The organism is Corynebacterium sp. HMSC077G07, from assembly GCF_001809225.1.
Taxonomy (GTDB): domain Bacteria; phylum Actinomycetota; class Actinomycetes; order Mycobacteriales; family Mycobacteriaceae; genus Corynebacterium; species Corynebacterium jeikeium_D.
In genome coordinates this window covers 1-15,533 of sequence record NZ_KV796517.1, presented here as the reverse complement: position 1 = coordinate 15,533, position 15,533 = coordinate 1, and the positions used below count along the sequence as shown (strand labels likewise).

The following is a 15,533-nucleotide window of genomic DNA, read 5'->3' as shown; positions in this document are numbered from 1 at the left end:
ACGACGGCGTTATATTCATAATTCACTCACGTCACATCGATAGAATTCCAGCACTTTGGCAACGAATTCTATGAATATCTTGCAACGCAGTGAATAAAAGTGTTGAATGTTTGGCATGAGTATTTCCGTTGCCATTGCTGGTGCGACCGGTTACGCAGGAGGAGAGATCCTCCGCCTCCTGTTGTCGCACCCGGCGTATCTTTCCGGCGAACTGACCATCGGCGCACTAACGGGAGCATCCAACGCGGGTGCCCGTGTGGGCGACATTATGCCTCATGTGGCACCTTTGGCTGATCGTCGTATTGAGCCGACTAATGGTGACACACTTGCCGGGCATGACGTGGTGTTCCTCGGCCTGCCCCACGGTCATTCGGCTGCGATTGCAGAGCAGTTGGGCGATGACACGGTGATTATTGACTGCGGCGCGGATTTCCGCCTGCAGGATGCCGATGAGTGGGAGCACTACTACGGCTCGGAGCACGCCGGTACCTGGACTTACGGTATTCCGGAGCTGCCGGGCAACAGGGAAGTAGTGGCTGCTTCCAAGCGTATTGCTGTGCCGGGTTGTTTCCCCACTGGCGGTACCATTACGGCACTGCCGGCAGTTGCAAAGGGTCTGGTCAAGCCGGATCTGTCCGTTGTTTCCGTCACCGGTACCTCCGGTGCGGGCAAGAAGGCAGCTGTGCCCCTGCTCGGGTCCGAGGTTATGGGCAATCTCCGCGCCTACAACACTGCGGGCAAGCACCGCCACACCGCAGAGTTCCTACAAAACCTCAAGCCGTACGCAGAGGCTCTCACCGTCAGCTTCACGCCGGTGCTCGCTCCGACGTCGCGCGGCATTCTCACCACCATCACCGCTCCGCTTGTCGACGGGGTGACGGAGGCAACCGCACGGGAGGCCTACCTCGAGTTCTACAAGGGTGAGCCGTTTGTGCAGGTGTTGGCCGAAGGGCTGCAGCCGCAGACGCAGTCGGTAATTGGCTCTAACTTGGTTCAGATTCAGGTTGAGGTAGATGAACGCGCCAAGCGTCTGGTGCTGACCTCGGCGATTGACAATCTGACAAAGGGCACCGGTGGTGCCGCAGTTCAGTGCATGAATTTGGTTACTGGACAGAATGAAACTGCAGGACTTCCATTGGTAGGAGTTGCCCCATGATGAAGGAAGAAAAAGAAGGTCTCGTCAACGTCGCTGGTGACGAAGGCGGCGTATGTGCACCTCAGGGGTTCGTGGCCAGTGGTGTCATTGCAGGCATCAAGGTCAGCGGAAACCCGGACATGGCGCTCATCGTAAACCAGGGGCCGGAGAAGACTGCTGCGGCTGTCTTTACTACCAACCGTGTCCAGGCTGCGCCGGTGACGGTATCCAAGAAGCACATCGCTGACGGCAAGCTGTCCGCTGTGGTGCTGAACTCGGGCAATGCCAACGCCTGCAATGGTCAGCCGGGTATTTCCGACGCCCTCGAAGTCTGTCAGAAGGTCGCAGATGAGCTCGGCGTCGATGTTACCGAGATTGGTACCTGCTCCACCGGCTTGATTGGTGACCGGCTGCCGATGGACATTGTTCTGGCAGGTGTGCCGAAGCTTTGTGAGAATCTGGGCAGCGATGCCGCCGCAGGTACGGCTGCAGCAGAAGCCATCTTGACCACTGACTTGGTGGCAAAGCAGGCCGTTGCGCATGGTGACGGATTCACTGTCGGCGCTATGGGCAAGGGTGTTGGCATGATTAGCCCGTCGATGGCCACGATGCTCGGTGTGATTACGACGGATGCGTCGGTAAGCGCAGAAATGGCGCACGAGGCTATTGCCAAGGCGAGCGAGGTTACGTTTAACCGCCTAGATATTGATGGCTCCACATCCACCAATGACACCGTCATCATTTTGGCCAACGGTGCCTCTGGTGTGAAGCCCTCGCAGGAGGAGCTCGACCAGGCAGTGCTCAGTGTGTGTGATTCCATCGCGCGCCAGATGCAGTCGGACGCCGAAGGCGTGACCAAGCGTGTGTCCGTGACCGTGCGTGGCACCGGTGGTGCTGAAGATGCTCTGGTAGCTGCTCGAATCATCGGCCGCGACAACCTCTTCAAGTGTGCGATGTTCGGTTCGGACCCGAACTGGGGTCGTGTGCTGGCGGCTGTCGGCACTGCACCGGTGGATATGGATCCGGAGCACATCACTGTTTCCTTCAACGGTCATGTAGTCTGTCGCGATACCGGTGGCACGCCTGATGCTCGTGAAGTGGATCTCTCCGGCAAGGACATTGCCGTGGAGGTTGACCTCGGTACTGGTAATCCGGAAGAGGCCACGATTCGTACGACTGACCTTTCCCACGACTACGTTCACATCAACTCGGCATATTCGTCGTAAAGGTTTTGAGGAGACTCTGCAATGGTTCACCAGTTGACCGAAGGGCTGTCCTTCGAACAGCGGGCACATGTGCTGGCGGAAGCACTGCCGTGGCTGCAGCACCACCGCGACAAGATTGTGGTGGTCAAGTACGGCGGTAACGCGATGACCGACCTGAAACTGAAGAAGGCCTTCGCGCAGGACATGGTTTTTCTGCGCACCGTGGGGGTGAAGCCGGTGGTTGTCCACGGTGGCGGCCCTCAGATTTCGTCGATGCTCAAGCGCCTGGGGCTGGAGGGAGAGTTCCGAGGCGGTTTCCGTGTCACGACTCCGGAGGTCATGGAAATTGTCCGCATGGTGCTCTTCGGGCAGGTCGGCCGCGAACTGGTGAACCTCATCAACGCCTACGGCCCCTATGCAGTGGGTACCTCTGGTGAGGACGGTGGCCTGTTCACTGGTACTCGACGAACGGTAAACGTCGGCGGCAAGGAAACAGATATCGGGCTGGTCGGCAATATCACCGAGGTGCACTCGGAAACGCTATTGGACCTGATTGATGCCGGACGTATTCCGGTGGTCTCTACGATTGCGCCGTCCGCTGATGGCAAAGAGGTCTACAACATCAACGCCGACACGGCAGCAGGTGCACTGGCATCGGCAATTAACGCGAACCGTTTGGTGATTCTGACTAATGTCGAGGGTCTCTACACGGATTGGCCGAACCGCGATTCGCTGGTGTCAAGGATTTCCACTTCGCATCTGCGAGAAATCCTCCCGACGCTGGATTCCGGAATGATTCCGAAGATGGAGTCCTGCCTGAACGCAGTGGATCAGGGAGTGCCTGCGGCCCACGTTATCGACGGCCGCCAGCCACACTCGGTGCTGCTGGAGCTGATGACTTCCGGCGGTATCGGCACAATGGTAGAGCCCGGATAAGGCAGAAAAGACGGACAAGAATTTACCGACATACATGTTAGGCAGGTCGAAAGACGACATGAGCGACTTCAAGCAGCAGTGGCAACACACGATGATGAACAATTACGGCACGCCGCGCATTGAGCTTGTGCAGGGTAAGGGCGCTATTGTCACGGATTCCGAGGGCAAGGAATACCTGGACCTGCTCGCCGGTATTGCAGTCAACGCGTTGGGTCACGCACATCCGGCCATCGTGGAAGCTGTGTCCAAGCAGATTTCCACGATGGGGCACGTGTCCAACATCTTCGCCTCTGAGCCACCGTTGGCACTGGGCGAGAAGCTCATTGAGCTCACTGGCTGGGACACTGATGACACCCGAGTTATGTTCTGCAACTCCGGCACTGAGGCCAATGAAGCCGCGTTCAAGCTGGCGCGGTTGACGGGGCGCAATCGCATTATCGCTACCCACCACGGGTTCCACGGCCGTACCATGGGCGCACTTGCCATGACCGGTCAGCCCGACAAGCGCACCCCGTTCGAACCGATGCCGGGTGGAGTCGAGTTCGTGCCGTACGGTGACATTGACTTCCTCACCAAGACCATCGAATCCGATCCGTTGGGTGTCGCTGCGGTGATTCTGGAACCAATTCAGGGTGAGACCGGTGTGGTCGCACCGCCAGAGGGATACCTCGCTGCCGTCCGCGAACTGACCAAGCGCTTCGACGTTCTCATGATTGTCGACGAAGTACAGACCGGCATCGGCCGTACCGGCCAGTGGTTTGCCCACCAGCACGATGGCATCGTGCCGGATGTTATGACCCTGGCGAAGGGGCTCGGCGGCGGCCTGCCGCTGGGTGCTGTCATCGCCAACGGCCGCGCAGCGGAACTGTTTACTCCTGGTGCGCACGGCACCACCTTTGGTGGCAATCCGGTCTGTGCCGCTGCCGGCCTGGCCGTCATCGAGACGCTGGAAGAAGAAAAGCTGCTCAATCGAGTCACCGAGAAGGGCAAGGTCCTGGCTCGCAAGCTCGCGTCGTTAAGCCATGTCGATCACGTGCGTGGTCGCGGCTTCATGCTTGGACTGGTGCTGCGCGAGAACCTGGCGAAGGAAGCGGTTAACGCCGGTTATGAACGTGGTGTCATTCTGAACGCTCCGCAGGCGAATGTGCTGCGTATTGTGCCGCCGTTGAACCTCAGCGATGAGGAAGTCAACCGCGCCGTCGAGTTGATTGATGCCTGCCTGAACGACGCCGTTGAGGCTGTCGCCAACAAAGGAAGGAATTAGAAACTGATGCTCCGTCATTTTCTCGCCGATGATGACCTGACTCCACAGGAGCAGGCTGAGGTGCTGCAGTTGGCTGCAGAGCTGAAGGTAGCGCCGTACTCCCGACGTCCGTTTGAGGGGCCACAGTCGGTTGCGGTGCTGTTCGACAAGACGTCGACTCGTACCCGTTTCTCCTTCGACGCTGGTATCGCAGCTCTGGGCGGCAACGCGATTGTGGTCGAAACCGGAAACTCCCAGATGGGCAAGGGCGAAACCTACCAGGACACCGCTGCTGTGCTCAGCCGCTTTGTCTCGGCAATTGTCTGGCGCACCTACGCGCAGTCAGGGCTGGAGGCCATGTCTGAGACCGCGACGGTGCCGATTGTCAATGCGCTTTCCGACGAGTTCCACCCGTGCCAGATTCTCGCTGACCTGCAGACCATCATCGAGCACAAGTGCCCGGAGGAAGGCCAGACGGGACTGCGTGGCAAGAAGGCTGTGTACTTCGGCGATGGTGCCAACAACATGGCCAACTCCTACCTCGTGGGCTTCGCCACCGCAGGTCTGGACGTCACCATCTGTGCACCGGAGGACTTCCAGCCGGAGCAGGTCTACGTCGACCGTGCCAAGAAGGTCGCGGAACAGACCGGTGCGGCCGTGTCCGTGACCGCGGACGTCGATGAGGCCATTGCCGGTGCCGACGTTGTCATCACCGATACCTGGGTCAGCATGGGGCAGGAGAACGACGGCCTGGATCGTCGTACTCCGTTCCTGCCGTACCAGGTCAACGCTGAGCTGATGGCCAAGGCAAATGAGGATGCCATCTTCCTGCACTGCCTGCCGGCATACCGCGGCAACGAAGTTACCGCCGAGGTCATCGATGGCCCGCAGTCGGTAGTCTTCGACGAGGCGGAAAACCGCATGCACGCTCAGAAGGCGTTGCTGACCTGGCTGGTGGAGAGGCAGTAAGGTCATGACCGCAGCACAACCAGGTTCTCGCACAGCTAGGCAGACGCGCATCGCTGACCTGCTGGCGCAGCATCACGTGTCCAGTCAGGTTCAGCTCGTCGAGCTGCTTGCCGACGAAGGCATTGAGATTGCGCAGGCGACGTTGTCCAGAGACCTCGATGAGCTGGGAGCCCGAAAGATTCGCGATGGAGCCAACGGTTCGCGGTATTCCATCGTCGAAGATGCACTCGCTGTCTCCAGCGGGGCAGTGGCCAGGATGCGGCGCGTTTTAGACGAGCTGCTGGTCTCCATTGATCATTCGGGCACCATCGCGGTTGTGCGTACACCACCGGGAGCCGCACAGTATCTAGCCAGTGTGATTGACCGTGCGGGACTCAAAGAAATCGTTGGCACAATTGCGGGAGATGACACCGTAATGTGCCTGGCTAGAGAACCACTTTCCGGCGCTGACCTAGCCCAGCGTCTAGCCGCCGGAACGAACCAGTAAACTATTCCACGAAATGCTTTAAAGCACCGATTAAAGGAGCGCTTACCCTATGACCAACCGGGTTATTCTTGCTTACTCTGGTGGCCTCGACACCACCGTTGCTATTCCGTACCTCAAGGAAATGACCGACGGCGAGGTCGTCGCAGTTTCCATCGATGTCGGACAGGGCGGCGAGGACATGGAGTCCGTGCGTCAGCGCGCTCTGGACGCCGGCGCTGTCGAAGCTGTCGTTGTCGACGCTAAGGACGAGTTCGCCGAGGAGTACTGCCTGCCGACCATCAAGGCCAATGGTCTCTACATGAAGCAGTACCCGCTGGTTTCTGCACTGTCTCGCCCGCTGATTGTTAAGCACATGGCGAAGGCCGCAGAGGAGTTTGGTGGCACTCACGTCGCACACGGCTGCACCGGTAAGGGCAATGACCAGGTCCGTTTCGAGGTTGGTTTCGCTAACACCGCCCCGGATCTGAAGATTATTGCACCGGCTCGTGACTTCGCTTGGACCCGCGACAAGGCTATTGCCTTCGCTGAGGAGAAGGGTCTGCCAATTGAGCAGTCCAAGTCCTCTCCGTTCTCCATTGACCAGAACCTCTTCGGTCGCGCCATTGAGACCGGCTACCTGGAGGACCTGTGGAACGCACCGACCAAGGATGTCTACGCGTACACCGAGGATCCGACCCTGAACTTCAGCTCCCCGGACGAGGTCATCATCTCCTTCGAGGACGGTAAGCCGACTGCCATCGACGGCAAGAAGGTTTCCGTGCTTGAGGCCATCGAAGAGATGAACCGCCGCGCTGGTGCTCAGGGCATCGGTCGTCTGGACATGGTTGAAGACCGCCTGGTCGGCATTAAGTCCCGCGAGATCTACGAGGCTCCGGGCGCAATTGCCATCATGACCGCACACGCAGCGCTCGAGGACGTCACCGTTGAGCGTGAGCTGGCTCGTTACAAGCGCCAGGTCGAGGGCGAGTGGGCCAACCTGGTCTACGACGGCCTGTGGTTCTCGCCGCTGAAGCGCGCGCTGGATGCCTTCATCGAGGAGTCCCAGAAGGGCGTTTCCGGTGACATCCGCATGGTCATGCACGCAGGTCACTGCAACGTCAACGGTCGTCGTTCGAACACCTCGCTGTACGACTTCAACCTGGCTACCTACGACGAGGGCGACACCTTCGACCAGACCCTGGCTCGCGGTTTTGTCGAGCTGCACGGCCTGTCCTCGAAGATGGCCGCAAAGCGCGACTTCAAACTGTAAAGATTCTCCAGAGCGACTAGAGCGAAAGGCCTATTGGAAAAGACAATGGTCGAAAAGCACGGTACCAACGAAGGCTCCCTGTGGGGCGGCCGCTTTGCCGGTGGCCCGTCCGAGGCGATGGCCGCATTGAGCAAGTCCACCCATTTTGACTGGGTGCTCGCGCCTTACGACGTTCTTGCGTCCAAGGCCCACGCCCGAGTGCTGCATGCCCGTGGGCTGCTCAGCGATGCCGACTTTGACACCATGATCGAAGGCCTTGATCAGCTCGGTCGCGACGTTGCCTCCGGCGAATTTGGTCCAGAGCCGACAGATGAGGACGTCCACGGTGCTATGGAGCGCGGTCTGATTGATCGCGTCGGCCCGGAGGTCGGCGGTCGCCTGCGCGCTGGTCGTTCCCGTAATGACCAGGTGGCAACTCTGTTCCGCATGTGGCTGCGCGATGCCGTGCGCGGCGTTGCACTGGATGTCACTGACCTGGTTGCCGCCCTGGTGGCTCAGTCCAAGGCACATCCGGATGCCATCATGCCGGGCAAGACCCACTCCCAGGCAGCGCAGCCGGTATTGCTGGCCCACCAGTTGCTGGCTCACGCGCATCCGCTGCTGCGCGATCTGGACCGCATCCGCGATCTCGACCGTCGACTGGCTGTGTCCCCGTACGGTTCCGGTGCGCTCGCGGGATCTTCGCTGCACCTGGATCCGGAGGCCATCGCGGAGGAGCTCGGCTTCGACTCTGCCACGGACAACTCCATTGACGGCACTTCTTCGCGTGACTTCGCCTCTGAGGCGGCTTTTGTCTTCGCCCAGATTGCTGTGGACATGTCTCGCCTGGCAGAGGAAATTATCTACTGGGCCACCCCGGAGTACGGCTACGTCACTCTGGCTGATGCCTGGTCGACTGGATCCTCCATCATGCCGCAGAAGAAGAACCCGGACGTGGCAGAGCTGACCCGCGGTAAGACCGGTCGCCTGATCGGTAACCTCGCTGGTCTTATGGCCACGCTGAAAGCGCAGCCGCTGGCCTACAACCGTGACCTCCAGGAGGACAAGGAGCCTTTGGTGGACTCGGTTGAGCAGCTAACCTTGCTGCTGCCGGCCCTGACCGGCCTGGTGGCAACGCTGACCTTCCACGAAGACCGTCTGCGCGAGCTCGCTCCGGCGGGCTACACCCTGGCCACGGACTTGGCTGAGTGGCTGGTCCGCGAGGGCGTACCGTTCCGCGACGCTCACGAGGCATCCGGCCAGTGTGTCCGCATCGCAGAGTCCAAGGGCGGTATCGGTCTGGACGAGCTTTCCGACGAGGACCTCGCCGGTATCCACCCGGCACTGACTCCGAAGGTCCGTGAAGTGCTGACTATTGACGGTGCTGTCGCTTCCCGCGATACTCGCGGCGGCACCGCGGGTGTCCGTGTTGCAGAGCAGCTCGCTCGCGTTGACGAGAAGAATACCGAGCTGAAGCAGTGGGCTGAAAAGCCGGTTCGCGGCTAAAACTGGCAAAGCTGGCAACCTGCTAGCTCAGCTAACGCGGCTAATTAATCGGTGTGCGGTCAATCGACCGCACGCCGATTTTTTACAGCCCGGGGAGAAAGTAGAAAAACCAGCAACCCGACAACTGATGACCCGACAACTGGCAACCTCGGTAACTGGCAACCCGAAAAATTACGGGCTCCACGTGCGAATACGGGCTGCAAATGTGAAACTGTGTAAGTTTATGACACTTTCAAGCCATTTTTCGGGCCATTTTTGTCATAAACGTAGTCAGTAACTCGGATTGACCCGCCGCCGCCAGTCATAAACGTAGTCAGTAACTCGGATCGACCCGCCGCCGTCAGTAACCCAGTAATGCCAGGGTGCCCCTGAAGTGACGCAGATTACTGATTATTTCTATATCTGTTGCCAGGTTTGTCCGGGTCTCTTACCATAATTTCATGGTGGAAAGTACGCGGTCGAGCGGTGGAAATCGCAGCTCACGAGATAAAAATAAAAATCAGAGTGGTAGCAAGAAAGGGTGCATGGGCCCGGGGGCAATTCTTGCAGTCATTTTGATTGTCATCGCGGCTGTTGCAGTCTATGTCGGTCGTGGCGGTAGTATTCCAGGTTTTTCTGGTGGCAGCTCCGGAGGAAACCGTGATTTCTTCGGTGGTGAAAAGACCGTCGTCAAGGCGATTGTTGGCTCTGAGAAGAAGCCCTTCTTCGAAGACAAAGAGGTCCAGAAAGCTCTTGCCTCTCACGGCTATGTGGTGGAAGTAAAGACGGCGGGTTCGCGTCGGATGGCCACGGATGTGGATCTGGATTCCTTCGACTTGGCGTTTCCGTCGTCAGCACCGGCAGCGGAGAAAATTGCCGAGAAAATGAGCGGCGCTGAGCGGTACGACGTCTTCTACACACCGATGGCGATCGCTACTTTCGACAACATCTTGCAGGCATTGGCGCGGGAAAATGTTGCTCGCCAACAGGGCACTACGTGGCAGGTAGATATGGCAGCGCTGGCCACGATGCAGCACGACAATGTCCGCTGGCGTGACTTCGCGGAGAACGATTATCCGTCGCCGCGCACGGTGCAGATGTCCACGACGGACATTCGTTCGTCGAACTCGGCCGCAATGTACTTGTCGCTCATGTCTTGGATTACCAATGAAGGCCGGATTGTGTCTGACAGTGGGCAGGTCAATGCGGTCTTGCCGGAGCTCACCCCTCTGTTCACCGGCCAGGGGTACACGGAATCCTCGTCGGCTGGTCCATTTTCGGACTACCTCTCGCAGGGTGTCGGTTCGAAGCCTATGGTGATGGTTTACGAGTCGCAGTTCCTGGGGGAGAACAGCGCCCCGAACAGCCGATTGAAGCCGGAAATGCGCCTGGCGTATCCATCGCCGACGATTCTGAGTACTCACGTGGCGCTGGGCTTTAACGACAATGGAGCTGCGGCCGCACGGCTCCTCGCCGAAGACCCTGAGCTTCAGAAGCTGGCGGCCAAGCACGGTTACCGATCCAGCCATCCTGAGGCGATGGAGGAATTCCAGACGCAGTTGAAGACGGGTCAGGAGGTCTCCACCGATTTTGTGGACTCCATTGATCCGCCGAGTTTCGACATCCTCGAGCAGCTTATTGAGGGTGTTTCCCGTGGATACCAGAGCCCTCCGAGGCCGGAAACGGAAGAGGGGTAAAGCCGAATGAACATGGATAAGGCACTAACTGCCCTCCGCAAAATGCTTCTTGCCCTCGTCGGCGTGCTCGGCATCTTCGCTGTCGTGGCCTGTTCCGACGGTGGCCTGAATCTGCCGCTAGGCTCCGACGATGACAAGACGAATAAGATTAACGTCGATTCTGACCTCAAGGGCTCGACCATGCGTATCGCCGGGGCCACGGAGCTTGCAGAGCTCCAGCCACTGATGCAAAAGGCCTCCGACGACCTCGGTTTTACGATTAACCTCGAGCTTGTCGACGGCACCGTGAAGAACAGCCACGCCCTTGTCGCAGACGAATTCGACAACCAATTTGACGCCACTTGGTTTGCTACCAACCGGTACGTTGATCTGCTCGGTGGGGCTGACAAGCTGGGCGAAGCCAAGAAAGTCGCCACCTCACCGGTAGCCTTTGGTATCCATTCGGCGAAGGCTCGGGAGCTCGGTTGGGATACCAAGCAGCCGACGTGGGCTGAGATCGCGGAGGCTGCGTCGTCAGGCAAATTGACCTACGGCATGACCAACCCCGCGGAATCGAACTCGGGCTTTTCCGGTGTGGTGTCGGTTGCGACCGCGTTCGCCGACACCGGATCGGCGCTGACTACGGGAGATATCAACCGCACCACGCCTGAACTGCAGAAGTTCTTCGAGGGGCAGAAGATGACCTCGGGTTCGTCGGGGTGGCTGCGTGACAAGTTCCTGGATGAGTCGGACTCCGTCGATGCGCTCATCAACTATGAAGCTGTGTTGCAGCAGATGAATAAAGAGGGCGCTGACCTGGAAGTTGTTGTTCCGAGCGACGGCGTCATCAGTGCGGACTACCCGCTGACGCCGCTAGCACAGCCCGCTAATGATCTCGCCGCGCGGCAGACGGAGGCTCTCGGGCAGTGGCTGGAAGCGAACTCACAGGTTCTCGCCGATCACTTCCTGCGCCCGGTCTCCGATGACGCCAACCTGCCGGAAAGCATGACCAACAGCGTCATTATCGAGCTGCCGTTCCCGGGCGATCGCGCCGTCACGGACCGCCTCATTGAGGCTTACGACAATGACCTGCGCGTGCCCGGAGAGTCGGTCTTTGTTCTCGACACCTCCGGTTCAATGTTCGGTGAGCGCATCGCTGATCTACAGGCGACAATGCGCGCAATCGTCGACGGCAGTGCACGCACCGAAACGGGAAGCGTGGGATTGCGAAACCGTGAGATCGCGACGATCCTGCCGTTCAGTACGAGCGTCGGCGAGCCCACGACCACGACAATTGACGGCCCGGAATCGCGCGCGCAGCTCACCGCCGCCGTCGATGGTCTGTACGCAGAGGGCGAGACGGCGCTTTACGACGCACTGATTCAAGCCTTCGACCTTCTCGGCAGCTCGGATAAGAACTCCATCCCGTCTATCGTGGTGTTGACCGATGGTCAGGTGACGTCGGGCAAGAGCTTTGCGGAATTCCGTGATTTCTACCAGTCCAAGGGCGGGAATCTGCCGCCGGTATTCGTCATCCGTTATGGCGAGGCAGATCCGGGAGAAATGCAGGAACTTGCGAATCTGACCGGTGGTAAGGTTTTTGAATCCCGTGAGACCGAGCTTGCTGATGTGTTCAAGGAGATTCGTGGCTACCAGTAAATCCTCCGGCACTTCCTCTGGCGGTGGCTTCCTCAACAGTCCCGCCAACATTGTCGGGCTCATCCTTGCCATCGCCGTCGTGCTGCTGCACCTGACCGTGGGGCTTGGTTTCCTGTGGCCGGTTGTTGCGATTGCCGCCTGGGGCGCGTCGGTTGCTTTGTTGCCGAGGCAGAGCAAAGGGGCTCAGAAGTCCGTTAGTTCGGCGCCGAAGCCTGAGATCCCACAGCGTCGCCCGCTCAATCCATCTGAGCTGCGTAGGAATCTTCACCGGACATTGGGCAGGCTTTTCGATGCCCAGCCTGGCGAAGCTCTTGGCAACGCCGCAAATGACCTGGGTGCGACGCTGGAATCCGTCCTGAGCGAGTGGAAGTATCTCAAAGATTATCCCGAGCAGAAGGTGGTCATCGGCGGCATTATCCAGGAGTACTTGCCGCAGACAGTCAACTCCTACCTCGCGGTCCCGGAGCGTCTGCGTCACAAAGCCGAGAATCCGGCTCGGGAATCCATCGACCTGCTGCATTCCGCGGTTCAGAAGATCCAGGATGCAATCGGTCAGGACAACCTGATTGCTTTGGAAGGTCAGCGTGACACCCTGGCAATTCAGTTCGGTAAGGTAGTGGACTATGAGCCTTGATCCGAAACTCCTTGATATCCTCGCTTGCCCGCGTGACAAGGGGCCGCTTGAATACCTCGAAGATGAGCAGGTGCTGGTCAATCCTCGCCTGAAGATCGCCTACCGCATCGACGAAGGCATTCCGGTCATGCTTTCCGACGAAGCTATCGCCTGGGACAAGTAATTGCCTTTCCCGCTTCCCGACGGCTACAGCGCCCTCGACCGCACTGTGCTGTCGGGAGCTCCCATTGAGGCTGCGAAGACACTGCTCGGCCGCGTAATTGTCATCCCCGCTGAGCATGTTATCGCCACCATCACGGAGGTCGAGGCCTATGGTGGCCCAGTTGACCAGCGCTATCCCGACCCGGCCGCGCACTGCTTCATGGGGCCAACCGCACGCAATCGCGCCATGTTTGGCCCGGCGGGACATTGGTATATCTACCGCTCCTACGGCATCCACTTTTGTGCCAATATCACCAGCGCTACGGACGGCACGGGCGGGGGAGTATTGGTCCGTTCCGTACGCATTGAGCAGGGCCTGGATGCGGTGCGCCGTCGCCGCGGTGAAAAGCCAGCAGTTGCGGGTCTCGGACGTGGTCCGGGCAATGTTGGTCAGGCGCTTGGCCTTGACTTAAATGACTATGGGGCAGATGCGCTGGATCCGTCGTCACGCGTGTTCGTGGCGCAGCCAGAGAGCATCAACCCGGATAAAGATGTCCACGCAGGCCCGCGTGTGGGCGTTCGGCGAGCGGCGAATCGGCCGTGGCGGCTGTGGCTTCCGGACGATTCCGTCTCAGCCTATCGTCGCCACAAGAAGGCCGTTGAGGAGTTCTAGGTCACCCTCGCGGTGAACGTCGGCAAGCGAGACGTTACGATAGGGGACGTGACTGAACAGAACATTATCGACGAACTACAGTGGCGTGGCCTGATTAATCAGTCCACCGATGTTGACGCGCTGCGCGAGGCGTGCGAAAGCCCCATTACTCTGTATTGCGGTTTTGACCCAACGGGCGATTCGCTGCACGCGGGCCACCTGGTTCCGATGATTATGTTGCGTCGTTTCCAGCTGGCCGGTCACCACCCAATTGCACTGGCAGGCGGTGCTACGGGCTTCATCGGCGATCCGCGTGATGTCGGTGAGCGTTCGATGCTCAGCCAGGACGCCATTGAGCACAACCTGGAGGCCATCAAGGGCCAGCTGCGTCGTTTTATTGACTTTGAGGGCGATGCCCCGGCGACAATGGTCAATAATGCGGACTGGACTATGAACATGTCCGTCATTGACTTCCTTCGCGATGTCGGCAAGAACTTCTCCCTCAACACCATGCTCGACCGCGACACCGTGAAGCGTCGCCTCGAGTCTGACGGTATCTCCTACACCGAGTTTTCCTACATGCTGCTGCAGTCCAACGACTACGTGCAGCTGCGCCGCAACTACGATTGCGTGCTGCAGATTGGCGGCGGCGATCAGTGGGGCAACATCGTCTCTGGCGTCGATTTGAACAGGCGTATCGACGGTGCCAAGGTGCACGGCCTGACGGTGCCGCTGGTGACCGATGCGCAGGGTCAAAAGTTCGGTAAGTCCACCGGTGGCGGCAAGTTGTGGCTGGACGCTGAGAAGACCTCGCCGTACTCCTGGTACCAGTACTTCCTCAATGCCGGTGATTCGGTTGTTATTGACTACCTGCGTTGGTTCACCTTCCTGTCTCAGGAGGAGATTGCGGAGTACGAGGTCGCTGTTGCGGAGCGTCCATTCAAGCGTGAGGCGCAGCGTCGTCTGGCGCAGGAGATGACCAACCTGGTCCACGGCGAAGAGGCCACCAAGGCAGTTGAGCTGGCAGCGCAGGCCCTGTTTGGGCGTGCTGAGCTGACCGAGCTGGACGAGGCCACCCTGGCAGGTGCCGTCTCTGAGACTGAGGTTGCGGAGATCGCTGAGGGCGAGCCGCGTACTGTTGTCGACCTTCTCGTCGCTGCGGGTCTTGCCAAGTCGAAGGGCGAGGCACGCCGCACCATTAAGGAAGGTGGCGCGTACGCTAATAACCAGCGCATCGAGGACGAAGCGTGGGAGCCAGCTGCCGAGGACCTGCTGCACGGCAAGTGGATCGTGCTGCGCCGCGGTAAGAAGAACTTCGCTGGTGTGAAGTTCGTGTAGGTGCTGGTTGGTCTTTGTGTAGGCGCGCTGCTGATCTCTCAATCAATTGGTGTTTATGCAGCTTGATTCTTTTTAGGTAGCTGGGCTAAGGCTCCGGGCAGGCGAAGGGTTCGATGATTTCAGAATCATCTGCTCCTGGTCAGCTTGGAGCCTTAGTTGTTTTAAAGGGAGCGTAGAAGCCGAAGCAAAGGTGGTAGCGATGAGTCCAAGACATGAAAACCGTGCTGGACGGGGAGGCTCGTTGATGGGTCGGATTATCGCGCGTTTCTCGAAGAAGTCTCAGCGTGCGTCAGAAACGGGCTCCGAACAAGCCCACGATTTTCAGGGTGAGGTTGCTTCTCGGCGGGTGAGCCCGCAGAGCACGCCAGGCCGATTGACGGTTGAAAACCCAAATGTGTTCTACACCGTTGAAGATAGGCAAAATGAAATCGTTATCCGTGAATATGATGCCTTCATCGGTGGCCTTTCCGACATGGTCGGACTGGAGGATGAATTCCAGCGGAATTTTTACGACCGTGAAGTCATTGTCAGGAAAACCACGGACAGTCAGCGAAAGGAGCGAATACATTCTTCCAGAGAAGCCTTCGAGGATTATCACCGAAGACTTCGTGGACAGTAGCTGTAGCTCTTCTTGGGTTTCATCAAAGGAGAGGACTGGCAGCTTCTGGTTAACAACTCTTTTGAACAGATGGGACGTTGATTCACGTCTGTCGACCTGGGGTTTTGTGTCTTTGGGTGGGGTGTG

15 protein-coding genes are annotated in these 15,533 nt (G+C 58.8%); 14 read left to right on the top strand and 1 reads right to left on the bottom strand.

Translation table 11 applies throughout. From position 1 onward, the window contains the following. Positions 1-115 precede the first annotated feature (115 nt). From argC to tyrS, 14 genes are all read left to right on the top strand, one after another. Complete coding sequence (gene argC / locus HMPREF2562_RS00405; protein WP_172620236.1) at positions 116-1,156, top strand: N-acetyl-gamma-glutamyl-phosphate reductase; 1,041 nt, start codon at positions 116-118, stop codon at positions 1,154-1,156. Then, on the top strand, positions 1,153-2,361 hold the full coding sequence (gene argJ, locus HMPREF2562_RS00400; RefSeq protein ID WP_016422898.1) for a bifunctional glutamate N-acetyltransferase/amino-acid acetyltransferase ArgJ: 1,209 nt from the start codon (positions 1,153-1,155) through the stop codon (positions 2,359-2,361). Before argC ends, argJ begins: the two co-directional genes overlap by 4 nt. 21 nt (positions 2,362-2,382) lie before the next feature. Next, positions 2,383-3,276 (top strand): acetylglutamate kinase, encoded by an 894-nt coding sequence (argB, locus tag HMPREF2562_RS00395; RefSeq protein WP_016422897.1) that lies wholly within the window; start codon positions 2,383-2,385, stop codon positions 3,274-3,276. 58 nt (positions 3,277-3,334) lie between these two features. Further along, on the top strand, positions 3,335-4,540 hold the full coding sequence (locus HMPREF2562_RS10855) for an acetylornithine transaminase (RefSeq protein WP_049170375.1): 1,206 nt from the start codon (positions 3,335-3,337) through the stop codon (positions 4,538-4,540). Positions 4,541-4,546: 6 nt separating this feature from the next. Further along, complete coding sequence (argF, locus tag HMPREF2562_RS10850; protein ID WP_049189988.1) at positions 4,547-5,488, top strand: ornithine carbamoyltransferase; 942 nt, start codon at positions 4,547-4,549, stop codon at positions 5,486-5,488. Positions 5,489-5,492: 4 nt separating this feature from the next. Beyond that, on the top strand, positions 5,493-5,975 hold the full coding sequence (locus HMPREF2562_RS00380; protein ID WP_005511719.1) for an arginine repressor: 483 nt from the start codon (positions 5,493-5,495) through the stop codon (positions 5,973-5,975). Between the two features lie 49 nt (positions 5,976-6,024). Next, on the top strand, positions 6,025-7,224 hold the full coding sequence (locus HMPREF2562_RS00375; RefSeq protein ID WP_016422894.1) for an argininosuccinate synthase: 1,200 nt from the start codon (positions 6,025-6,027) through the stop codon (positions 7,222-7,224). A 45-nt stretch (positions 7,225-7,269) separates the two neighbouring features. Beyond that, a complete protein-coding gene (gene argH, locus HMPREF2562_RS00370) occupies positions 7,270-8,709 on the top strand; it encodes an argininosuccinate lyase (protein WP_049170381.1) in 1,440 nt (479 codons plus the stop codon). A gap of 524 nt (positions 8,710-9,233) precedes the next feature. Further along, the gene (locus tag HMPREF2562_RS00365; protein ID WP_070549329.1) at positions 9,234-10,385 is read left to right on the top strand and encodes a hypothetical protein; all 1,152 of its coding nucleotides are present in this window, start codon (positions 9,234-9,236) and stop codon (positions 10,383-10,385) included. Between the two features lie 6 nt (positions 10,386-10,391). Beyond that, positions 10,392-12,023, top strand: a complete 1,632-nt coding sequence (locus HMPREF2562_RS00360) for a VWA domain-containing protein (protein ID WP_083295676.1) — start codon at positions 10,392-10,394, stop codon at positions 12,021-12,023. Beyond that, on the top strand, positions 12,010-12,657 hold the full coding sequence (locus tag HMPREF2562_RS00355; protein ID WP_049193936.1) for a hypothetical protein: 648 nt from the start codon (positions 12,010-12,012) through the stop codon (positions 12,655-12,657). Before HMPREF2562_RS00360 ends, HMPREF2562_RS00355 begins: the two co-directional genes overlap by 14 nt. Next, positions 12,647-12,820 (top strand): Trm112 family protein, encoded by a 174-nt coding sequence (locus HMPREF2562_RS00350; RefSeq protein ID WP_005511714.1) that lies wholly within the window; start codon positions 12,647-12,649, stop codon positions 12,818-12,820. The genes HMPREF2562_RS00355 and HMPREF2562_RS00350 overlap by 11 nt, the downstream gene beginning before the upstream one ends. Further along, positions 12,821-13,471 carry a DNA-3-methyladenine glycosylase gene (locus tag HMPREF2562_RS00345; RefSeq protein WP_049193935.1) on the top strand — a complete coding sequence of 217 codons (651 nt, stop codon included), beginning with the start codon at positions 12,821-12,823 and terminating at the stop codon, positions 13,469-13,471. It begins immediately after the preceding gene. A gap of 12 nt (positions 13,472-13,483) precedes the next feature. Continuing rightward, on the top strand, positions 13,484-14,788 hold the full coding sequence (gene tyrS / locus HMPREF2562_RS00340; RefSeq protein ID WP_070549327.1) for a tyrosine--tRNA ligase: 1,305 nt from the start codon (positions 13,484-13,486) through the stop codon (positions 14,786-14,788). 289 nt (positions 14,789-15,077) lie between these two features. Here the strand turns inward: tyrS and HMPREF2562_RS10995 are convergent. Then, positions 15,078-15,533 (bottom strand): hypothetical protein (locus HMPREF2562_RS10995; protein ID WP_210384445.1); only part of this gene is annotated, 456 nt, incomplete at its 5' end.